Raw genomic sequence first — 22,580 nt, forward strand, 5'->3', positions numbered from 1 at the left:
ACGGCGTCGGCGCATCGTGCGACGCGAACCACAAAGGAGTCATGACCATGGCACTTGCGGCCACTGTCGCCAGCTGTCTCGTATGCGACACCGAATTCGAGGTGCGCGAGGACTGGGAAAAGGGTGAGATCACCGAGTGCGGGGCCTGCGGCCAGGAGCACGAGGTCGTCGAGAAGTCCGCGGCGGGCATACGCCTGGACCTCGCCCCTGAGGTGGAAGAGGACTGGGGCGAGTGACAACCTCCGACCAGGTCCTGCTCTCGGTCACGATGCTGCGCCCGGAGGAGAAGCTGCTCCTGAGCGCACTGCGTGACCAGGGACTGACGGCGCGACCGCTGCTCATGGAGGATCTGGCCGAGACCGTGGCGGGCCACTCCGGCCCGCCCGCTCTCGCCCTGATCAGGAACCTCTCCCACCGGGATGCGATCAGCGTCTCCCACCGCCTGGAACACGCCGGAGTCCCCACCCTCAACCGCGCGGCAGCGATCGAGACGTGCAACGACAAGGGCCTGCAGTCGCTGCTCTTCGCACAGCACGGAATTCCGCACCCTGAGACCCGGCACGCCTTCAGCCTCGATCAGGTCCGCCGGACCGTCGCCGAGATGGGCATGCCCGCCGTGGTCAAGCCCGTCAGCGGTTCCTGGGGACGGGGCGTCAGCAAGATGACCCATCCCGACTGCGTGGAGGCGTGGGCCGCGGGCCGCGAGTCCGCCGATGCCATGGGAAAGCAGTTCCCCGTCGTCGTACAGGAGTACATCGACAAGCCCGGCCACGATCTGAGGGTGGTGGTCGTCGGGCGGACCCCGGTGGTCGCCATCCAGCGGGTGTCGGAGGACTGGCGCACCAACACCCACCTGGGCGCCGAGGTCCGGCGCGTCGAGCTCACCGCGGAGATGGAGAAGCTCTGCGGCCAGGCCGTCGACGCCCTCGGCCCCGGCTTCTACGGGGTGGACCTGGTCGAGGACCGGTCCACGGGCGAACTGCTCGTGCTCGAAGTGAACGCCAATCCCGAATTCGCCCGTTCCTCCGCCCAGCACGGAGTGAACGTGGCCGGCCACCTCGCCGCCTACGTCGCGGAGACCCTCACGGCCTCGGCCGTGTGACACGGAGAAGACCCATGGAACTGTTCGACACCGCAACGGTGCTCGCCCGCGTCCTCACCACGGGCGTGGTCATGAGCATCGAGAAGAGCGACCGGGAACTGCCCGGACTGGAACGACTGCTGACCAAGCAGACCGGACGCGCACGGGCCGTGCTCGTCAACAGCCGTACCGCCGCCATCCACGCGGCGCTCGCCGGCCAGGGCATCGGGCACGGCGACACCGTCGCCGTCCCCGAGCCGGACGCGGCGACCGGCCGCTTCCTGCGCTGGCTCGGCGTCAGTGCCGGGGAGCAGGGGCCGACCGCGTACGACCACGTGTCGCTGGGTCCGGCGAACGCCGATCAGCTGGGCGAGCTCACCCGGGCCGCCACCGCCCCCGCCCTCGTCGTGGACCTCACCGGACTCGGCTTCGGGCCGGCCGCCGCCGTCCTCACCGACGACGAGAGGGTCTGGGCCCGTGCCGAGCGACTGAAGATCTTCGGCGCCTACGACCTGCGCACGATGTGGACGCAGGAGGAGGCCGACGCCTCCCTGGTGCCCGGGGTCCAGTTCAACTACCGGCTCAGCCCCCTCGTGGCCGCCTGCGTGCGGATGGCCCTGACCCAGGCGGCACGTCCCGCCACTCCCACCGGAGCACGCTCATGATCACTGATTTCCCGGCAGCCCCGCTGCCCCTGCCCGACCCCGCCGAACTCGACACCGAACTCGCCGCCCTCGGTGGCCAGGCCCTGATTCCCAAGGCGTCGCGTCGCACCCTCTTCCCGGTCATCACCAAGGAAGACGTCTTCAACCTGATGCTCGCCCAGCGGCAGGCGCCCGAGAAGGTCGTCGCCGACTTCGCCGAGGCCTACCGCTCCTACGTCGGTGCGGCGTACGCACTGCCCACGGCCAGTGGCACCTCCAGTCTGCACATGGCCCTCGTGGGCGCCGGCGTACAGCCCGGCGACGAGGTCGTCGTGCCGGCGTTCACCTTCATCGCGACCGCGCAGGCCGTCGTCGCCGCGCACGCGATCCCCGTGTTCGTCGACATCGACCCCGTCACCTACTGCATGGACCCCAAGGCCGCGGCCGCCGCGATCACCGACCGCACCCGCGCACTGATGCCGGTGCACGTGCACGGACTGCCCGCCGATGTGTCGGCCCTGCGCACCCTCGCCGACCGGCACGGCATCGCCCTCGTCGAGGACGCCTCGCACGCCCATTCCGCGAAGGTCGGTGAGCAGGTGGCCGGCTCCATCGGAGACGCCGCGGGCCAGAGCCTGATGGCCGACAAGAACTTCCCGCTCGGCGGCGAGGGCGGCATCGCGTTCTTCGCCGCCCAGGAGAGCTACGACCGGGCCCTGGCCTACCTGGAGCGGCACGGCATCGACTACGGCATGTCGTGGGTCGCGGCCGCCTTCGGCGCCAGCCAGCTCAAGCGGCTGCCGTACTACGACGAGATCCGGGCACGCAACGCCGCGCTGCTCGGCGAGGCCCTGAGCGGGACCGGCCTGTTCACCCCGCCGCACGTACCCGGCGGACACGTCCACGCGTACAACATGTACCGCACCACCCTGCACCCCGAGGCCGTGGGCCTGGGCGACATACCGGTGTTCGCGGTCAAGGAGGCCGTGCACGAACTCCTGGTCGCCGAGGGCGTTCCGGCCCGCGAGTGGCAGAACACCCCGATCCCGTGCCACCTGCCCTTCCAGCACCGGGACGGCTTCGGAAACGGCTACCCGTTCACCCTCAACCCCGGCGCCGTGCGCGACCACCGGCCCGAGGACTTCCCGGTCACCCTCGGCATGCTCGACAGCACCCTCGTCCTGTGCCGCGAGCTGCGCTCCCCGGTGGAGTACGAGCGGATCCTGCGCTACGCCGACGCCTTCCGGAAGGTCGCCCGCCGCCCCGACGCCATTCGCAAGCTCGTCGAGACCCGCGACTACAGCCGTCCCTACGACAAGGCGGCCCGCCTTGGCTGACGCCGTGCACGAGACGATCCGCGTCGCCGTCCTAGGCGCCAGCGGCTACACCGGCGGCGAGGTGATCCGGCTGCTCCTGGAGCACCCGCACGTGGAACTCGCGTTCCTCTCGGCGGAGCGCGCCGCGGGCACGGCCGTCGGCAGCAGCCACCCCTGGCTGCGCAACCACCCCAAGGCGTCCGGCCTCACGTTCCGGCCGCTGGCCGAGCTCGCGGACACCGACACCGTCGATGTCGCCTTCGGCTGCCTGCCCACCGGCGCGCTGCCCGAGCAGCTGCCACTGGTCGCCGACCGGGCCAAGCGCGTACTGAACCTCGGCGGTGACTTCCGGCTGCGCGGCGAGAAGGAGGTCAGCAGGCACTACCCGAGGACCGCGGCCCACCCGCCACTGGAGGACTTCGCCTACTACGTACCGGAGTTGAGCCCCGGCATCCCCGACAGCCGGTTCGTCAGCCTGCCCGGATGCATGGCCGTCACCACGGTCTACGCCCTGTACCCGCTGTTCGCCGGCGCCGAACCACTGGTCGTCGACCGGGTGGTGGTCGACGCCAAGACCGGGTCCACCGGCGGCGGCCGCGGAAGCGGCGAGCAGCCGGCGGAGCGCAGTGGCAACTTCCGGGTGCACAAACTGCACGGCCACCGGCACGCGCCGGAGGTCCAGCAGGCCCTCGCCGACTTCACGGGCGCCGCGGTCGATCTGCGGTTCTCCACGCACAGCATGGACGTCTCGCGCGGCATCATGGTGACCGCCTACTCCGAGCTGCGGTCCTCAGTCACCGCCCTCGACGTCAAGCGCGCCTACGCCAAGGCGTACGTCGGCAAGCAGTTCGTGCGGGTCCGCCCGGCGCCCAAGGCGCCGCAGGACTTCCCCATGCTCAAGGCCGTCACCGGCTCCAACGTCGCCGAGGTGGCGGTGGCCGTCCGCGACGGTCAGTGCGTCACGGTGGCCGCCCTCGACAACCTGATCAAGGGCGCGGCGGGCCAGGCCATCCAGGCCATGAACCTCATCCACGGCTTCGACGAGGCGGCCGGACTGCCGATCACGGCGGTGTCGCCATGACCCGACCGCTGTACGTCATCAAGGTCGGCAGTGCGACGCTCGACCGCGAGGCCATCCACAAGGAGATCGCCGACGTGGCCGCCCGCGGCGCCCGGGTGCTCCTGGTAGCGGGCGGGGCCACGGGCATCGAACGCCACTACGCGGCGATCGACCGCCCGGTCCCCACGCTCCGGCTGGCCAACGGCGACGTGGTGCGCTACTGCCCTCCCGAGGAGATGGACCACCTCGTCGACGCCTACGAGCGGGTCACCCTGCCGGCCGTGGAACGCGGCCTGCGGGCGCAGGGCCTGAGGGTGTTCACGGCCGTCGCCGCGCGGGGCGGCCTGGTCGCCGGCCGGGCCAACCGCCCGCTGAAGGCGCTGTCGGCCGAAGACCGCCCCGTCGTGATCCGTGACCACCGGGCGGGAGTACCCGCCGATGCCGACACCGAGGCGCTGAACGCCCTGCTCGACGCGTACGACGTGGTCTGCCTGTCCCCGCCGGTCGCGGACCGGGACGGCGGCGCTCCGCTGAACGTGGACGCCGACGTACTGGCCGCGGTGCTCGCGGTCGCCCTGGACGCCGACCACCTCCGGCTGGTCACCGGCACCGCCGGACTGCTGACCGACCCGGACGCCCCGGACTCGACGCTGCGCGACGCCTACCCGGGCGACGGGGCGCGGTACGCCGGCGGGCGGATGCGCCAGAAAGTGCGCGCCGCCGAGATCGCCCTGAAGGACAGCGGCGCCGACGTGGCCATCACCGGCCCGCACACCATGGGCGAGGCATCCGGATGGACCCGGTTCTGGCGCACCAGGGAGCCCGCCGACGACCTCGCCCTGCTCACCCGCGCGGTCTGTGTGCCCTCGGTCTCCGGCGACGAGGCGGAACTCGCCTCCTGTCTCGCCGAGTGGTGCCGCGAGCGGGGCATCGAGGCCCGCATCGACCCGGCGGGCAACCTCGTCGCGTCCCGGGGTACCGGTTCGCACCGGCTGCTGCTCCTGGGCCACCTCGACACGGTCCCGCACCGTTGGCCCGCCGAGTGGCGCGACGGTGAGCTGTGGGGGCGCGGCAGCGTCGACGCCAAGGGCAGCCTCGCCGCCTTCCTGGAGGTGCTGACGGACGCGGCGATACCCGAGGACGGCCAACTGGTCGTGGTCGGCGCGGTCGAGGAGGAGATCTCCTCCTCGAAGGGGGCGTTCCACGTACGGGACCACTATCCCGCCGACGCGGTCGTCATCGGCGAGCCCAGCGGCTCGGGGAAGCTGACCCTCGGCTACTTCGGGCTCTTCAAACTGGCGGTGACCGCCTCGGTGCCCACCGGCCACTCGGCCGGCCAGGACGCGGTGTCGGCCCCCGACCGCCTGACCCGCGCCCTCGCCGAGATCCGCGGGTCGGTGCTCGAGCACGCGCCCGACGCGCTCAGCGCGGTCATCGACATCCGGTGCGAGCCCGGCCGGGAGCACAACCTGGCGCACGGAATCCTCAACTTCCGGGTGCCGCCGGGGGCCGATCTCGAGGCGCTGCGCACCGCCGCGCTCCGGCACGCCGGTGACGATGTCGCCATCGAGGCGCTGCGCGCCACCCCGGGTCACAAGGGCGGCCGCTCGGGCCCGCTGGCCAAGGCGTTCACCCGAGCCTTCGCCGAGGCCGGGATCAAGCCCCGCTTCGTGGTGAAGAAGGGGACGTCGGACATGAACACCCTGGCGACCACCTGGCACGACGTGCCGATGGTGGCGTACGGGCCGGGCGACTCCGCCCTCGACCACACCGACGAGGAGCGGATCGGCGGCGAGGAGTACCGCGCCGCCCGGACGCTGCTGGCCGACGCGGTGAACCGCTGGTTCGCCCTTCCGGAAGGGAGCGGCCGATGACTGCCGTGCTCGACGGTCCCACCGGCGCCGAGGTACTCGCCTCGACCCTGGCCGAACGAGCCCTCAGGGCCCGGCGGCTGGTCGTCGACATGGCGGCGTCCGAGCGCGGCTGCCATCTGGGCGGCAGCCTGTCGGTGCTCGACATCCTGATCGCCGCCCTGCACCGGGCCCTGGCCGGGGACGGCACGGAGGTCGTGCTGAGCAAGGGGCACGCCGCCGCGGGCCTGTATGCCGCACTGCACGTCAGCGGCGTGCTGCCGGAGAACCCCGCGCCGCTGTACGGCCGGGCGGGCCGGCCCTACACCGGCCATCCGGGCCCCAAGGTGCCCGGCGTCCGGTTCCCCACCGGGAGCCTCGGTCACGGCGTCCCGTACGCGGCGGGCTGGGCCCTGGCCCGCCGGATCGGCGGACACAGCGGCCTGGGCATCGCCGTCGCGGGTGACGGTGAGCTCCAGGAGGGGCTGGTCTGGGAGACCTGCCAGGTGGCCGCGGCACAGGAACTGGGCAACTTCGTGCTGGTCGTGGACCGCAACGGCGGGCAGAACGACGGGCTCGTCGCGGACATCTCGCCGCTGCCCGCTCTCACCGAGCGGTTCGCCGCCTTCGGGTTCGAGGTCGCGGAGGTCGACGGGCACGATCCGGCCGCCCTGACCGAGCTGTTCGCCCAGGACCGGTCGGCCGCCCGCCACCCGCTCGCCGTCGTCGCCCACACCGTCAAGGGCAAGGGTGTGCCGGCCGTGGAAGGCAAGGCGGGTTCTCACTACGTGACCATCGACGCCGCGCGCGCCGCGAAGTGGAAGCGAGCGATCCGATGACTCTCTCCGGCCGTGACGCCTACCGCGCCGAGCTGACCGCCCTCGCCGCCGAGGACACCTCGCTCGTCTGCCTGGAAGCGGACCTGGGCGGCAAGAACCATCCCTTCCAGACCGCGCACCCGGACCGGTTCTTCAACGTGGGTATCGCCGAGGGCGCCATGGTCGACATGGCAGCGGGACTGGCCGCCGGCGGCTACAAGCCGTTCGTCAGCACCTTCGCCCCCTTCGCGGCGCTGCGGGCCGCGGAGAGCCTGAAGCTGACGCTGGGCTACCTCGACGCCGGGGTCACCGTCGTGGCACCGTACGCGGGCGTGTCAGGTGCCTGGTTCGGCACCACCCACCACTGCCTGGAGGACCTCGCGGTGCTCCGCAGCGTGCCCGGCGTGACCATCGCGGCGCCCTACGGCGAGGCCGAGATGCGTGCGGTGGTCCGGTCCGCGGCGCGCAGCGGCAGGCCGCACTACATCCGCACGGGCCGGAACGCCGCGTACGAGTCGCTCGACCTGCCCGGCGGCGAACCGCCCCTGGTCAACTGGGAGTTCCAGGCCGAGCCCGACGATGTCTGCCTGGTGTCGGTGGGCGAGGAGGGCACCCGCCTGTCGCTGGCCGCCCGCGCCGCCACTGGGGTCTCGCACGCACACCTGACCTATCTGGACCACGCGCACCTGGCCGGGGCGGCCGCGGAACTGGCGGACCGGCACACCCGGTTCGTCGTCGTCGAGGAACACCGCGGCCAGGGCGGCGTGGCCGAAGCGCTCGCGCTGCTGCTGCCCCGATGCGAGGTGGCGGGTGTCAACGCGGGCCACGACTGGCCCTGCGAGGGCGGCGACCACCACGAGGTCATGGCCCGCCTCGGCTTCGATCTGCCCGCCGTGCGCGCCGCGGTGGCCCGGATGCGCACCGGCGCCCCGGGTCCGGTACCCGCGGGCGGCCGCGCCCGCTGATCCCCGCCCGTCTTACTGCAATCACCCCGAAACCCCCTGAAGACAAGGAACTTCCCATGCATATCCTCATGATCGAATGCAACCCCAACGGCATCGCCGGCATCGCCAACGCCCTGGAGCTCGGGCACGACGTGACCTTCGTCTCCGCCGACCCCGACTTCTACCTGGGCGCCTCGCCGCTGGCGGAGGCCGCGTTCGCGCACCCCCGGTGCGAGGTGATCAAGAGCGGGACGGTGTTCTCCATCGACGAGCTGGAGCGGCTCGCCAAGGAGGTGCACGCGGCGAAGCCGGTGCACGGCGTCATGACCTACAGCGAGTACCACACGGTGCACGCGGCGTCGGTGGCCCGCTCCCTGGGCCTGCCGGGCATGAGCGTCGATGCGGCCCTCAACGCCCGCCACAAGCACCGCACCCGGCTCGCCCTGCGGGACACCGACGTGCGTCAGCCGCGGTTCGTGCACGTCGCCGAGCCCACGTCCGGCGACGCCATGGAGGCCGCGGTCCGGGAGATCGGCTTCCCGTGCGTGGTGAAGCCCTCCGACGGCACCGCGAGCCTGCACGTACTGCTGCTCCGCGACGAGGAGGAGCTCGCCGCGTACCTCGCGGAGCTGGCGTCGGTCGCCGACTACGGGCGCGGAGTCACCCGTATCCCGGACATCGTGGTCGAGGAGTTCGTCGAGGGCGAGCTGGTCTCCGTCGAGGCCTGTGTGCTCCAGGGCGGCGAGATCGTCAACCTCGGCATCACGGACCGCAATCTGAGCGGCTTCCCGTACTTCATCGAGATGGGCCTGACCTACTTCCGCGGCCACCCGCTCCAGGACGAGCTGTACGCGATGAACGAGAAGGTCCTCAAGGGCCTCGGCATCGACTTCGGTTTCATCCACGCCGAGTACTTCCTCGCCGCGGACGGCCCGGTGCTGTGCGAGGTCAACGGCCGGCTCACGGGCGGCATCGTGCCGCAGCTGATGGAGCTCTCCAGCGGCGTCAACGCCTACCTGGAGGTGATCCGCCAGGCCCTCGGCGAGCGTCCCGAGCTGCCGATCCCCGGCGAGGTCATCGCCAGCGGCCACTGGTTCGGCTCCCCGGTCGAGGGCGAGCTGGTCTCCATCGGCTTCGATCGGATCAAGGACGCTCCGGGCTTCGTCGAGGCCCTGGCGTACGCCAAGCCGGGCCGCCGCGTGTCGCGCCTGTCGAAGAGCAACTTCGACTGGCTCGGCCACCTCATCTTCACCGGCCAGGACCGGGACGAGGCGGCCGGGCGCGTCCAGGCTGCCCTGGACGACATCGAGTTCACCATCTCCGTGCAGGTCGCCCGATGATGCGCGTCGCGATTCCGGAGCTGGACCCGACGGCGGTCTTCGACGTCACCGTCGAGGACGGGCACTTCTCCCGTATCCGGCCCGTCGCCGAGCGGGCGGCCGACGACCTCGCCACGCCCGAGCTGTGGCCGGGCCTCGTCGAGACCCACGCCCATGTGGGCCTTCCCGCCAACTTCGACGACTCGCTGGAAGACCCCCGTATCGTCGCGCTGCAGTACCTGTACAGCGGAGTCACACACGTCGTCGACATGTTCGGGTTCCCGCTGGTCAAGGAGGCCTGGGAGGAGGGCCGCGCGGAATCGGCGCTGCCCTGCCCGGAGCTGGTGCACTGCGGCTACGCGGTCACCGCGATGACGAACGCCGCCGGCCTCACCGGCCACGGCGTCGAGTTCCCGGCCCCGGTGCACATGATCGCCACCGAGACCGATCTCGAACACGCGATACGTTCCAACGTCGAACGCGGCGGCACCTTCCTCAAGGTGATGTTCACGGACGGCACCGAACAGCCGGGCAGCCCGGTGAAGTTCTCCCGGCTGTCCCGACGGGTGCTCGAGTTCACCGCCCGGATCGCCGCGGAGCGCGGCATCACCGCCGTCATCGACTGCAACACCCTCCAGGAGACCCGCTGGGCCTACGAGTGCGGCTTCCGCCTCTTCGCCCACACCGTGCGGGACCGGACGCTCGAGGCGGCCGACTGGAAGGAGTTCGAGGGCGCCCGGTTCGTCTCCACCCTGGCCGGCCTGCGCACCATGATCATGACGGGTGAGGAGTTCCGGGCCGAGTACGGGCGCGAGGGCTTCGCCGAGACCCAGGACATCCGCAACCTGGAGTTCTCCCAGGCCATCGAGAAGCCCTACGGCATCGAGTACGGCTGCCAGGAGACCCGCACGGCGGCGCTGGCCGACATGCGCCGCAACGCCCTGGCCGCCCTCCGCGAGGGCAACTTGCTGATCGGTACCGACTCGGGCAACACGGGCGCGTACCACGGCTACTCCCTCCTGAGCGAACTCGACCTGCTGCGCGGCGACGACGCCTCGCTCGAGGGGCCGTTGCGGCGCCAGGCGACGATCGGCGGCCGCCGCTACTTCGACGAGCTGAGCGGCGGCACCCACGGCGACCATCCGCTGAGCGCCGGCGCGGCCGCCACCTACAACCTGCACGCTCCGGGCCGGCCGCTGTCGGCCCTCCCGCTGAGCACGGTCGTGCGGGGCGCGCCGATCGACCGGCAGGCCGTCGTGCGCACCATCGTCGAGCTGCGTGCCGCGGGGACGGACCGGAAGGAGGAGCGTTGATCAGGCAACGCAAGCGCGCACTCGTCGGTGTGGTCGGCGGCATCCTCCTGGCCAATACGGGGAGTTACATCTGGTTCCCCGTACTCGTCGCCACCCTCGGCGGGACCGACAGCGGGTTCTGGGCGGGCGTGGTCATGTGTATGACCTACGTCGGCCGTCTGCTCGCCACCTTCTGCTACGAAGGGATCGCGGCTCGCTCCGGTGTCCGCGGGGGCGTGTTCCTCGGTACGGCGCTGGAAGCCGTGGCCCTCGGGCTCATGGGGTTCACCGACGGCGTGCTCGCGTACAGCGTGCTCGCGTTCTTCATCGGCTTCGGCTCGGGGGTCTCCTTCCCGGGACTGAAGAACGTCCTGGTCTCCTTTCCCGAGGAGGAACGGCCCAAGGCGTTCTCCGCGTTCCAGATGGCGGGGCAGGTCGGCCTCTTCGGTGGCGCGCTGCTGGGCGCGGTGCTGGCGCACGTGGAGCTGCGGACCCTGTTCTCGGTGGTGTTCGCGTTCTTCATCGGCTTCTGCCTGATCACCTCGGCACTGATTCCCCGAGAGGGTTTCGAGCGGGCGCCGGACGCCGCGGGCGGGCGCGTTCCGCTGTTCAGCCTGACCGCGTTCAAGGGCATCGAGGTACGCGGCGCCACCCGCTACTTCCTGCTGTCCGCCGCGTTCTGGTTCCTGTCCCTGGGCTTCGTCGTCGGTATCCCCCTGCACATGGAGGCATACGTCCCGGGGTGGGCCCCGTCCGCGCCGTTCTGGATCACCGGTCTCAGCATCCTGGTGCTCCAGTACCCGCTGTTCAAGCTGTTCAACAAGCGGTTCAGCCCGGGGGCGGTGATGGCCGTCGGCCTGGCCGGAATGACCACCGCGTTCGTCGCCTTCGGGGCCGGTCGCACCGCCCCCTGGGTGGTGGTCGGCTGTCTGACGGTGGTGCTCGGGGAGATCCTCTTCGTGCCGTCGTTCGACCTCTGGATCGCCCGCAGGGTTCCCGAGCACCGGCTGGCCAAGGCCATGGGCGCGATGCACTTCTTCCGCAGCGCGGGGAACATGGTCGGCTCCCTGGCCGCGGGGGTCCTGTTCGACCTGTCGCGCTCCCTCGGTGTGGCGGGTGGCAACTGGTACGTCGCGGCCCTGCTGGCGGCGGGCTGCGCACTCATCTGCCTGAGCGGCCGGAACTCCGGCGCGGCCGAGGGAACCCCGGGGACCGAGGACGCAGAAGGCACGGAGAACGAGGAAAAGGTGACGGAGAATGTCTGACATCTGTGTCATCGGGGGCACCCGGTACTTCGGCAAGGTGCTGGTCCGGCAACTGCTGGACGACGGGCACCGGGTCACCCTCGTCAATCGCGGGCGGACCCCCGACTCCTTCGGCGACGCGGTGCGTCGGCTGCGCGCCGACGTCAACGTCCCCGGAGAGCTGACCACCGCGGTGGCGGGGCAGCGGTTCGACGCGGTGGTCCATCAGATGTGCTACACGCCGAACGCCGCCGTGGAGGCGTGCGAGGCATTCGGCGAACGGGCCGGGAAGATCGTCATGACCAGCACCATCGAGGTGTACAACAAGGACACCTTCCGCTGGCGGTTCCCGGCACCGCCGCTCAGTGCCCGGGCCCGCGAAGAGGAACTCGACCCGGCGGACTACGACTTCGACACCGGCCTGCCCTGGTACACACCCGGCTACCTGGACGCCCACTACGGCGAGGGAAAGCGCCAGGCCGAAGCCGCGCTGACCCGCCGCGCGAAGGCGCCGGTGCTGCTGGCCAGGGTCGCCCATGTCCTGGCCGCGGAAGGCGACTTCACCGGCCGGCTGCAGTTCCACCTCGACCGCATCAGGGCCGGGCAGCCCGTCGTCGCCCACACGGCACCCGGTCGGACCTCACTGGTGCGGGCCGACGAGGCCGCCGGCTTCCTCGCCCGGGCGGCCTTCTGCGATGCCACCGGAGCGGTCAACGTCGCTTCTCCGGACACCGCCGACGTCTATGACGTCTGCGCCGCGGTGGAGAGCGCGACCGGGCTCACTGCCGACGTGATCGAGAAGGAGGACCCCTCCGGCGACCCCGACCTGTCCCCGTTCTCCTGCCCGTCGGACTTCGGTATGTCGAGCGATCGGGCGGCCGCCCTCGGCCACCACTTCACCCCGATCGCCCAGTGGCTTCCCACGGTCGCCCGTAACGCCCTCGCCGGCTGAGCCGGCTCCCCGCACGCCAAGGAGCAGTGATGTTCGACCTCATCGTCATCGTCCACGTCCCCGAGCCCGACGACATCGCGCCGGTGGCCGACGCCCTGGCCCGGATGCGCCCCCTGTGTCTCGCCGAGGACGGCTGCGTCAACTGGGAGGCGTACCAGTCGCAGGACGACCAGAACCGCTTCGTCCTCGTCGAGCGCTGGGCGAGCCGCGCGCTCTGGGAGGCCCACGGCTCCGGCGACGCCATCCAGAAGATCTACCTCCCGGAGATCATGCCGCGCGTCGAACGCGAGGTGCACCCGAGCAGTCCCGTGAGCAGCGCGCAGTAACAGACGACAGGCCAATGGGGTGTGGACCGTCTTCGCCGACGGCTCCGCACCCCGTCGTGTGCCCCACCGAATCGGCAAGGACGCTGGGGGCTTCAACGAGGGACCTGGTGGCTGCTGCGCGGCGGCGGTGCCGCGATCACGATCGGCGCGGCGGACGCCTACCTGTACTCCACGCCGAAGGACGTCTGTTTGTCCGCACAGGCGGCGGGCCTGGCACCCGAACGCGGCACGGCCGCGCTGCCCGCACTTCGCGCACCGGCTCGGGGGCGCCCCCGCCTCCCCCACCTCTGTGCCCCATTGGCCAAGGGAGTCCGAGGGGCCGGATACGGACCAGGGGCCCGTGTCCACGGAGGCACGGGCGGTATCGCCGGGTCACCGCCTACCGGCGCACGATGGGGAGGGGCCCTCGAACGGCTCGCCCCTTCTTCGGTGACCACCGGCCCTGACCGCCCCCAGAGGCCGTTTCGGGTGCGCGAGGTTGGGGGTTGAGGGCTTGTCCGTGCCTCTGGGTACGCTGGCACAGACATGGAACGGACGTGAACCGGCATCTCGATGACGCCGGTTGGTGAACGGGGGCACGGTCATGGGCGACGGGTTCAAGAGCGATCCGCAGACGCTGAAGGCCGAGGGGAAGAACTTCTCCGATATCGGCAGGGATTTCTACCAGGCGACCACGAGGCTGAAGAACGGCCTGGCCGCGCAGGGTGACGGTGGAGGCGGCGGAGGCCAAGCGCCGAAGGAGACGACGTTCGCGAGTGTCGCCCAGGACGCCTGGAAGGGCCTGACCACCTTCAGCGACAAGGAAGGCACCCCACCGTGGGGTGACGACGAGCTCGGCGAGAAGTTCGGCGTGGTCTACGAAGGCCTGCGCGACGGCATGACGGACTCGATGGAGCACCTTGCCACCAAGCTCAACGAGATCGGCAAGGCGTTGGAGCGGATGGCGAAGAACCACGAGGAGAACGAGGACTTCAACGACGCTCTGGTCAAGGAGCAGAAGCCGGAGAACCAGTTCGGCGGCGAGGTGCGGATCCTGAAGTCCGTGAGCAAGTGACACGGCCCGCACGCCCACTGCCCCGCACCAAGCCCGAGTCCCACCGCATGACCCCGCCTGCCCCACAGCCGCACCTTCACTGACAGGAGAGAGTCCGTGTCGCACCCTGACGCGCCGGAGCCGGTACAGCCCGTCCCCACCACCGCCGAAGAGGCATTGGCTGCCGCTCGCACCCGATTCGAAGTACTGGATCTGGAAGGAAACCCGGCGCCGTTGTACGTGACGGAGTTCGACCTCGGCTTCCTCGTCCACGCCGTCATGCCCCCACCGCCGCCCGGCACTCAGGCGCCGTTGGGCGGCAGTCACATGGTGATCTCCAAAAGCGACGGAGCCGTCACCTATGTCCCCAACTTTCCGCCGGACTCCGCGATCGAGCTGTACCGCAGCCTGCGCCGGACCAGTAACTAGGGCGGCCGCCCGAGGGCTGAACGGCTTTGGACCGGACGTCTGCTACAGCACTGTGACACCCCAGAGTTCAGGGGCCTGAAGGACCGTTGGGTAGGCTCTGGCATGGTCATGGCTCTGCGCCGGCGCAAGCCGGTTGAGCACTCAGCGGGGCTCCGAATGGCGCCTCCGGCAGCAGCAGACAAGCAGGGGCCCTTCCGCCGGCGGTGAGGCGGAAGGGACCGGTCGGCCCACAGGGCCGGCACAACACGAACTACATGGGCGATAACGGGGGTCTTCGTCGTGGCTTTGATGCTGCCGAACGCACTTGAGTGGGTTCTCGAGATGTGTGGCTTCGAGTGGCCCACAGGCAACGAAGACAAGATGATGGAGTGCGCCAACACCTGGCGCCAGTTCGCCGCTGATGTGGAGGCCCTCCAGGCCCGCGGCATGAGCGCCGCCGGCAACGTCCTCGCCGAGAACGCCGGCGACTCCATCGAGGGCTTCAACAAGACCTGGGAGAAGTTCGGCGGCGGCTCGGGCTACTTCGACGACGCCCGCCAGGGCGCCGAGCTGATCGCCATATGCATGGACGCCGCGGCGATGCTCATCATCGGGCTGAAAGTGGCGGTGATCGCCCAGCTGGTCATCCTGGCGATCGAGATCGCCGCGGCCCAGGCCGCCGCTCCCTTCACCCTGGGTCTGTCCGAACTCGGCGCGATGGGCGCGGCCGCCGCCACGCGGATGATCCTGCGCAAACTCCTCAAGGAGATAGCCCAACAAATATTGCAGGCGGTGTTGGAGACCGCCAAGGAACCCTTTGTCTCCGCTCTGGAAGCCATGGTCACCGACCTGGTCGCCCAGACCGTCGAGCAGAACTTCGGCAAGCAGTCGGGCTACGACCTGGGCCGCACCGCCAAGAAGGGTTACGAAGAGGGCAAGGAGGCCCTGAAGAACTCCGGTTCCACCTTCGGCGAGTCCCTGCGCGACGGCGCCGGCTCCCGCGCGGGGCATGGCGCCCGCCACGGACTGACCAACAGCGGAAACGACGGCGGCGACGGCTCGTCGGACTCCGGCAACGACAGCTCGTCGAACTCCAACGATTCGTCGTCGAGCTCCAATGACTCGTCGTCGAACAACAACTCGTCGTCCAACGACAGCAGTTCATCCAACGACAGTAGTTCATCCAGCAACTCCCCCAGCTCCACAGATTCGTCGAACTCCCCCCGCTCCTCCGATTCGTCGAATTCGCCGAGCTCGTCCAGCTCGTCCAGCTCGTCATCGAACGACGGCAGTTCGTCGAGCAACTCCCCGAGCTCCAGTAATTCGCCGAGTTCCAGCAGCTCGCCGAGTTCGAGCAGCGGCGACTCCGGGCGCAGGGCACCGGATATCGGCGGTCCGTCGTCCTCGTCTCCGCCCAGCGGTTCGGACAGCTCCTCGTCGAGCCCGTCCTCTTCGTCGAGCCCGGACTCGTCGTCCGATGGCCCGTCGGCTTCGAGTTCACCCTCCTCTTCCTCGAATACGCCGTCCAACAGCAGCACGGACGGCACCGGCAGCCCGGACTCGTCGAACCCCTCGTCGTCCTCGCCCTCACCGAGCCGCGGCTCCGACTCGCCCAGCCCATTCGACGTGGGCACCCAGGCCTACAAGGACAGCGTCGGTCGTCCTCCGGGCGACGACTCGTCCCTCCCCGACTCGTCTCCGGACTCGTCCACGCCGCCCACCACGACGAGGCCTGACGTCCAGGGCGGACCGGCCCCCGACACCACCCCTGACGCCGCCCGTCCGGACAGCACCCCGGACGCCCCGCCGACCACGGCACCGGGCAACGAGCCGTCCACGCCCTCCAACTCCTCGCCCATCGAGGGCCCGGGCACCACGCCGGATGTCGATGGCTCCCCGGCGCCGGACACCACTTCGGACGGCGCTCGCCCGAGCCGCCCGGAAGGCGCCGACGTCCACACCCCGGAGCAGGGCGCGTCGATCCCGGACCCGCGCAACACCGAGCCCGCGCCCATGCCGTCCCCGCCGCCGGAGACAGACCGCCCCGAGCCCGCACCGGCTCCGGCTCCGGCTCCGGCTCCGGCTCCGGCTCCGGCTCCCGACAACTCCCGCCCCGAGCCGGGCGTGCACCAGGTCGACCACGACTCGGGCACCACCATGCCCGCAGCGGCCCAGGGCCCCACGCCGGGCGACTCCAACGACGGCAACAACAACGACAACCAGAACCAGAGCAGCGGCCGCGGCTCCATGCCGAGCGGCGCCATGGCCGGCCACACGCCCGGCCACACCCCCACCGCAAACCCCAGCCCTGGTCAGGGCCACGCGCCGGCACCCTCAACACCGACCCGGCAGAACCCGGACGACGAAAACATGGGCCTCATGGGCGACGTCGCCACGGCGACGCCCCCGGCCACCGGTACGCAGCCCGGCGAGGCGGGCATCCCGCAGCAGGCGGCCCCGTCGTCCGCAACGCCCTCCACGTCGGCCCCGGGTGCCATGCCACCACCGGCGGCCGGCCCCATCCCGACGCAGGCGCCGGCGGCAGGCAACCCCACGACGACACCGCGGGCCACCACGCCCAGCGCCACGACGCCGCGCACGGAACGGCCGAGCGCCAGTCCCACGACGCCGTCGCGGGACGCCCAGCAGAACCGTCCCGCATCGCCGCCGCGCACCGGGACGCCGCGCAGCGAGACCCCGAGCCGCCCGGCCACGCAGCCGCGCACCGACACACCGCGTACCGAAGCGCCCAGTCGCCCCACCACACCACCACGCACCGACACGCCGCGTGCCGAGGCTCCGCGCACCGAGACGCCTGGGCGCCCGACCACGCCGCCCCGCGGCGAGCAGCCGACGAACCGTCCGACGGACCAGCAGGCACCGGCCGACGCCCCCACTTCCACGCCGAACGACCAGGGGATGCCGGCACCGCACAACCAACAGCCGGACGGTCAGCACCCGGACGCCACCCACCAGACGCCCGATCAGAACCAGCCCCCCGCTGACGACAGCGCGCCCGAGCAACCCACGGCACCTCCGCCTCCGCCCCAGGCAGACAACCTTTCGGACATCCGTAACGACCTGAACATCCCGTTCGAGGGCCTGACCACACCCGACCCCGCCCATCAGCAGGACCTCGAGAACGCCCACCCGAGGAACCCCGACGGCACCCCGCAGGTGTACGCGGACCCGCGGCAAGGAAACTGGGCCGGTCTGCAGAACGACGGCGGCGTGGGGGTGCCCGGCCGGTCCAACAACTGCGCCGACTGCACCCGCTCGTTCCTCGAGACATGGTTCGGCCGCCCGACGGTGTCCGCCCCCCGCACCTTGGACCTCAATGCGGACGGCAGCCTGAACACCTTCTCCGCGGAGCGCGACTCGGTCGCCAACCAGGCGCGGTGGGCAGGCGCACCCAGCACGTATGCGGGCAAGGACCACCCCAACCCGTACGCACGTATCGCCTACGAGCTGTCGCAGGCCGGGCATGGCTCGGCAGCCGTGATCGGCGTCAACTGGCCCGGAGGTGGCGGCCATGCCTTCGCCGCGGTCAACCACAACGGCCAGGTCCTGTTCGTCGACGCGCAAACAGGCGTCGTCAGCGAGAATCCGATTCACCTGGGCGCCCAAGAGGTCTTCTACACCCCGCTGGACGCCAATCGGAATCCGATCACTCCGTACTTCCTGACCCCGTCGACGCCTCAACCGTCCACCCAGAACACTCCGGACACCGACAACACTCCGGACACCCACAACAGTCCGGACACCGACAGCAGCCCGGGCCCCGATTCGTCGACGGATCAGTCGACTCCCGACGCCCAGTCGGACGGACCTTCCAACACCGCGCCGTCCACTGAGCCGTCCACTGAGCCGTCCACTGACGAGACGACCTCCGACAACGACGGCTCGACCGCCGAACAGAACGCGAACGACGGCAGCACCGACACAGCACCGCCGTCGACGACCCCGGAATCCTCCACAACGCCGGAGACGACGCCGACCCCCGAAACGACGCCGACGCCGGAGACGACGCCGACCCCGGAGACGACATCACCCCAGAACGAGAACACCTCTGAGAACACCTCTGAGGACACCTCTCCGGACACGAACACCACCCCGGAGTCCAACCCGGACCAGGGATCCGAGACCGCCCCGGACACCGACTCCACCACGGCCCGGGACTCCGAAGTGCCCCAGGACTCGGACGCGACGGAGCACGACAGCCCGCAGCCCGACAACGCGCAGGACACGCCGGACACGCAGGACACGCAGGACAGCCAGGAATCTCAGGCCCCTCAGGATTCCCAGGACACCGACGACGACACCCAGGAAACCGAGGAGACCCAGGACCCTCACGACTCCGACCAGCAACCGGAGTCGAGGGAACCGGTCTTCCCGACCACCGCCACGCGCCCCTCCGGTCCGCCGGACGGCTACGACGACCCCACCGACGCCGACAGCCGCGCGCAGCAGGAGCGATTCCCGCGCGACGAGGACGGCTCGTTCCAGCAGGCCCCTGACCCGCGCGAGGGCACCTGGGTCGACGATCTGCGCGGCCAGAACCCCGACGAGTCCGGTCGCGACGTCAACTGCCCCGACGGAGCACTGGCGTTCGTCGAGTCGTACGCGGGCAACCCCACGGTCGCCGCCCGCCGCAGCCCGAATGAGGACGGCACCCCCGCCGACACTCCCGAGCCCAACGGCCGCGACCGTATCGAGAACGCCCTGGGCGCCGAGTTCGACGACTTCGGCGACGGCCGCGACGCGTACAACAACCTGGAGACCGCCCTCCTCAACGAGGGCCATGGCTCACAGGCCGTGATCATCACCCAGAACTCCGACGGCCGTGCCCACGCCTGGAACGTGGTCAACCACAACGGCCAGATCGTCTACGCCGACCCGCAGACGGGCCGGCACAGCACCACCCCGCTCCACAGCGGCAACGACGGCGTCTTCGCGATCCCGTTGGACGCCAACCGTCGCCCCATCGCGACCACCAACCAGCCCACCACGCAGAACCAGAGCCAGAGCACACCCGTCGCTGCCGACCACGCATCGCCCCAGCGCCCGGCCGGTGCGACCCCTGGGTCCAACGACCCCGGCGCGGAAGCCACTCGCGAGCAGCGCAACCAGAGCCTCCCCGACCCGGAAGCTCCGGACAAGCAGCATGCGAACCTCCCTCCGGATCAATCACAGCAGGATCTCCGGCGGGAGCACGCGGTACGGCGGATCGATCTGACGCCGGTCCAGCAGCAGATGCGGGCCTGGGCCGAGCTCCAGGGCAACCCGCCCACCTCCCCCTCCCCCTTGCACAATCTGCTGCAGGAGTCCCTGGATCGACGGCAGCAGCATGCAGAGTCCGCACAGCACGTCCGGGACGCCAAGCAGGCTCTTGACGACGCCAAGAAGGAGACCGACAGCGCCAAGAGGGCGCTGAAGAAGGCCGATCAGGCGGGGCGGGCGGCTGCCGAGCAGAGGCTGAGCGACGCCAAGAACGCCTTGGCGGAGGCGAAGAAGGAACACAAGGAGACGCTGCGGGCGCACCGGGACAACGTCTCGATGCCGGCGACCAACTTCACGGACAGCGATCTGCGCCGCCATCTCGATCCGGCGTGGTCGCAGATGAACGACGGTGACCGGTACGCCGCGCTGGCGACCCTGGGCCGGATGAGCCACTCCTTCCACGCGAACAACGCGGTGGGCGCGAGCCCGGAACCCGCGCCCAACAACGATCCGTACGCCGACGCCCCGCCCAAGAAGCGTCAGAAGATCGACCCGGCGCACGACCATCACGAGTCCGTGGCATCCACCCGACGGGAAGCCTCGGCTCGCCCCAAGGAGAACGCCCCGCAGGACCTCAGGGACCTGTTGGACGAGACGGAGCGCAACTCCCCGGACTTCTCCGACAAGAACTACGCGGTGGTGGAGGTCGTCGACGAGCGCGGCGAGAGCCACTACATCATCGACTCCTCGGTCCCGGCCGCCTCGGACGCCGTGCGTCCACGGCACTCGGAAGGTCACATCCTGGAGTGGGTCGACCAGCTCAACAACAGCAGGGAAGCCGAGGGGAAGCCCAAGTACAAGATCGCCGGTCTGTACACCGAGCGGGAGCCCTGTGGTCTGCGCAAGGACATGTCCGGGCATGCGGACTGCTCCAAGACCATTCGCGACTCCGACGCGATGGACGGTGTGCCCGTGTACTACAGCACGACGTACCGGGTCGACCCTCAGCGCAAGGAGTTGCTGGAGCAGGAGCGCGCCGACCGGCGGGAACAGGGCAAGACCGACGCCGAGATCAAGAAGGAACTGGACGGCTACAAGACGCCCAACCGCCAACTCATGGACCAGGAGATCCAGCAGCACCTGAACTTCGTCGATCAATTGACACAGACGCTGGCGAATCCGGCCCTGAACACACCGCCGGCCCCGACGCACGACCAGAACACACCGCCCACCCAGGCTCCTCAGTCGGGCCCGTCCCATCCCACGGACCCCAACCGCACACCCCCATCGGACCCGGCAGGCACGGACCGCCGTCCCCCCAGCGACCCCGCAGGCACAGACCGCCGTCCCCCCAGCGACCCCGCAGGCACAGACCGCCGTCCCCCCAGCGACCCCGCAGGCACAGACCGCCGTCCCCCGGCAGACTCCGCCGGCACGCCGACCACCAACCCGACCGATAGCGGGCGCACACCTTCGGCAGACCCCGCGAGCACCAACTCCCCTGCGGACAACAGGACCGCGGACAACAGGACTGTGGACAACGGGACTGCGGACAACGGGACTGCGGTAAACGGAACATCCGCACCGGCGGACTCGCAGCGCTCGAACCGCGACGTTTCGCAGACGCAGACCCCACTCGCGGGCGTGGGAGGGACCCCACGCACCACCACCGCCGCCGCCGCCGCGGGGACGGCCGAGCAGGCCGGCGCCGCGAACCCATCCGCCGACGAGCCCCGCGAGGGCTCGCCCGCCTCGGACGACCAGCCGGAAAAGCGAGGCCGGTTCAAGCGGGTCTGGCAGTCCCTGACCCAGCCGGGCCCGGCCGAGCCCACCGAGGTCACCACCGAGGTGGACCATCCGCGGTTCGGCAACCACAAGAAGCCGGCGGAGTTCCAGCCCGACCGTTACGGCACTCCGCTGGACCGTCCCGACGGGACGCGCGTGCCGCTGTTCGACGGGCCTCCGTCGCGTGAGCAGACGAAGCAGGGTGCCATCGGCGACTGCGGCATCATCGCCACCATGGGAGCCATCGCGAGCCGGTACCCGGATCTCCTCCAGGACATGATCCGGGAGACGGAGGACGGCAACTACGAGGTCCGTTTCCATGAGGTGCGGCGCAACAAGTACGGCAACCAGGCTCCGACCGGGCGCATCCTCACCGTGCGCGTCACCCCGGACGTGCCGGTGTACAGCGACTTCCCCAACACCACCGTCTACGCCAACGCCAACGACGTGGGTGTGGCCTGGCCGGCGATCATGGAGAAGGCCATCGCGGGCCTGGACCAGTTCTGGGACGACAAGGAGCGCGAGCGCCTGTCGCAGTACCCGCGCTACAAGGACTTCGACGGCAACCTGCTGACGGGCTACTCCCGTATCACCCAGGGCTCCACATCGGGCGACCGTACCGAGCTGCTCGCCCAGCTCACGGGACGTACGGCGGAGAACCACGATTTCCCGACGCAATACGATATGCACGGCCGCAGCCCGGAAAAGCAACTCCTGGCCCACCTGCGGGAGCTCACGGAAAGCGGTAGGCCGGTCATTATCGGCACCCGCTCGAGGGGTACGGGTGTGGAGAACAATATGGAGAAGAACCTCCTGAGTTCACACGCGTACGAGATCGTCTCGGTCGACGACAAGGGCCTGATTCAGTTGCGCAATCCACACAACTCGAAGCATCCCCAGCCGCTGACCATCAAGGAATTCATGAAATACTGCAGTAACCAGTACACATCTTTGGAGGGTGAGAAGTGAGTAGTGTCGACACGATTGGCCTCTGGCACGGGATTCAGCGAAATACCGAGACCGCGAGCTTCTCGGTGATGGACATCTACAGGGAGTCCGACGCCTCGGTCAGGGTTCGGCTCGGGATCGTCACCGCCGAGGAGCAGTTTCACACCCTCCGCATTGGTGAGACCTTCCCCGTGGGCGACGAGACGTGGCAGCTCGCCGAATTGACGGGTTGGCCGAGCGAGGACGACTGGACTGTGGTGCTGCGCCGCGTCGCGGCTGCCCCGGCCTGATTCCGCCGCCGCCCACCCCGCGTAGGGTCGAGGAGTCATCGCGCAACCGA

The 22,580-nt window shown here is 70.2% G+C and carries 17 protein-coding genes; all 17 read left to right on the top strand.

Annotated features, from left to right (window positions below; genetic code table 11):
- The first annotated feature begins 41 nt into the window (after positions 1-41).
- The 17 genes from AC0680_RS08085 to AC0680_RS08165 all read left to right on the top strand — a co-directional run bounded on the left by AC0680_RS08085 (position 42) and on the right by AC0680_RS08165 (position 22,530).
- Positions 42-236: a lysine biosynthesis protein LysW gene (locus AC0680_RS08085; protein WP_478625923.1), complete on the top strand. Its 195-nt coding sequence runs from the start codon at positions 42-44 to the stop codon at positions 234-236.
- The gene (locus AC0680_RS08090) at positions 233-1,102 is read left to right on the top strand and encodes a RimK family alpha-L-glutamate ligase (RefSeq protein WP_478625924.1); all 870 of its coding nucleotides are present in this window, start codon (positions 233-235) and stop codon (positions 1,100-1,102) included. The genes AC0680_RS08085 and AC0680_RS08090 overlap by 4 nt, the downstream gene beginning before the upstream one ends.
- 14 nt (positions 1,103-1,116) lie before the next feature.
- Positions 1,117-1,746, top strand: a complete 630-nt coding sequence (locus AC0680_RS08095; protein WP_478625925.1) for a DegT/DnrJ/EryC1/StrS family aminotransferase — start codon at positions 1,117-1,119, stop codon at positions 1,744-1,746.
- Positions 1,743-3,062 carry a DegT/DnrJ/EryC1/StrS aminotransferase family protein gene (locus AC0680_RS08100; protein ID WP_478625926.1) on the top strand — a complete coding sequence of 440 codons (1,320 nt, stop codon included), beginning with the start codon at positions 1,743-1,745 and terminating at the stop codon, positions 3,060-3,062. Before AC0680_RS08095 ends, AC0680_RS08100 begins: the two co-directional genes overlap by 4 nt.
- The gene (gene argC / locus AC0680_RS08105; RefSeq protein WP_478625927.1) at positions 3,055-4,122 is read left to right on the top strand and encodes an N-acetyl-gamma-glutamyl-phosphate reductase; all 1,068 of its coding nucleotides are present in this window, start codon (positions 3,055-3,057) and stop codon (positions 4,120-4,122) included. The genes AC0680_RS08100 and argC overlap by 8 nt, the downstream gene beginning before the upstream one ends.
- On the top strand, positions 4,119-5,975 hold the full coding sequence (locus tag AC0680_RS08110; RefSeq protein ID WP_478625928.1) for a M20/M25/M40 family metallo-hydrolase: 1,857 nt from the start codon (positions 4,119-4,121) through the stop codon (positions 5,973-5,975). Before argC ends, AC0680_RS08110 begins: the two co-directional genes overlap by 4 nt.
- Complete coding sequence (locus AC0680_RS08115; RefSeq protein ID WP_478625930.1) at positions 5,972-6,790, top strand: thiamine pyrophosphate-dependent enzyme; 819 nt, start codon at positions 5,972-5,974, stop codon at positions 6,788-6,790. The genes AC0680_RS08110 and AC0680_RS08115 overlap by 4 nt, the downstream gene beginning before the upstream one ends.
- Positions 6,787-7,734, top strand: a complete 948-nt coding sequence (locus tag AC0680_RS08120; protein WP_478625932.1) for a transketolase family protein — start codon at positions 6,787-6,789, stop codon at positions 7,732-7,734. Before AC0680_RS08115 ends, AC0680_RS08120 begins: the two co-directional genes overlap by 4 nt.
- 56 nt (positions 7,735-7,790) lie before the next feature.
- On the top strand, positions 7,791-9,053 hold the full coding sequence (locus tag AC0680_RS08125) for an ATP-grasp domain-containing protein (RefSeq protein WP_478625934.1): 1,263 nt from the start codon (positions 7,791-7,793) through the stop codon (positions 9,051-9,053).
- Positions 9,050-10,345: an amidohydrolase family protein gene (locus AC0680_RS08130; protein ID WP_478625935.1), complete on the top strand. Its 1,296-nt coding sequence runs from the start codon at positions 9,050-9,052 to the stop codon at positions 10,343-10,345. Before AC0680_RS08125 ends, AC0680_RS08130 begins: the two co-directional genes overlap by 4 nt.
- The gene (locus tag AC0680_RS08135; protein WP_478625937.1) at positions 10,342-11,589 is read left to right on the top strand and encodes an MFS transporter; all 1,248 of its coding nucleotides are present in this window, start codon (positions 10,342-10,344) and stop codon (positions 11,587-11,589) included. Before AC0680_RS08130 ends, AC0680_RS08135 begins: the two co-directional genes overlap by 4 nt.
- Positions 11,582-12,520 (top strand): NAD-dependent epimerase/dehydratase family protein, encoded by a 939-nt coding sequence (locus AC0680_RS08140; protein ID WP_478625938.1) that lies wholly within the window; start codon positions 11,582-11,584, stop codon positions 12,518-12,520. Before AC0680_RS08135 ends, AC0680_RS08140 begins: the two co-directional genes overlap by 8 nt.
- A 29-nt stretch (positions 12,521-12,549) precedes the next feature.
- A complete protein-coding gene (locus AC0680_RS08145) occupies positions 12,550-12,846 on the top strand; it encodes a putative quinol monooxygenase (protein ID WP_478625940.1) in 297 nt (98 codons plus the stop codon).
- A gap of 583 nt (positions 12,847-13,429) precedes the next feature.
- Positions 13,430-13,900, top strand: coding sequence for a hypothetical protein (locus AC0680_RS08150; protein ID WP_478625941.1), 471 nt, complete (start codon positions 13,430-13,432; stop codon positions 13,898-13,900).
- Between the two features lie 96 nt (positions 13,901-13,996).
- Complete coding sequence (locus tag AC0680_RS08155; RefSeq protein ID WP_478625943.1) at positions 13,997-14,308, top strand: hypothetical protein; 312 nt, start codon at positions 13,997-13,999, stop codon at positions 14,306-14,308.
- A 288-nt stretch (positions 14,309-14,596) separates the two neighbouring features.
- Complete coding sequence (locus tag AC0680_RS08160; protein WP_478626226.1) at positions 14,597-22,261, top strand: toxin glutamine deamidase domain-containing protein; 7,665 nt, start codon at positions 14,597-14,599, stop codon at positions 22,259-22,261.
- On the top strand, positions 22,258-22,530 hold the full coding sequence (locus AC0680_RS08165) for a DUF6406 domain-containing protein (protein WP_478625945.1): 273 nt from the start codon (positions 22,258-22,260) through the stop codon (positions 22,528-22,530). The genes AC0680_RS08160 and AC0680_RS08165 overlap by 4 nt, the downstream gene beginning before the upstream one ends.
- Positions 22,531-22,580 lie beyond the last annotated feature (50 nt).

The organism is Streptomyces sp. NPDC043738 (assembly GCF_056436545.1).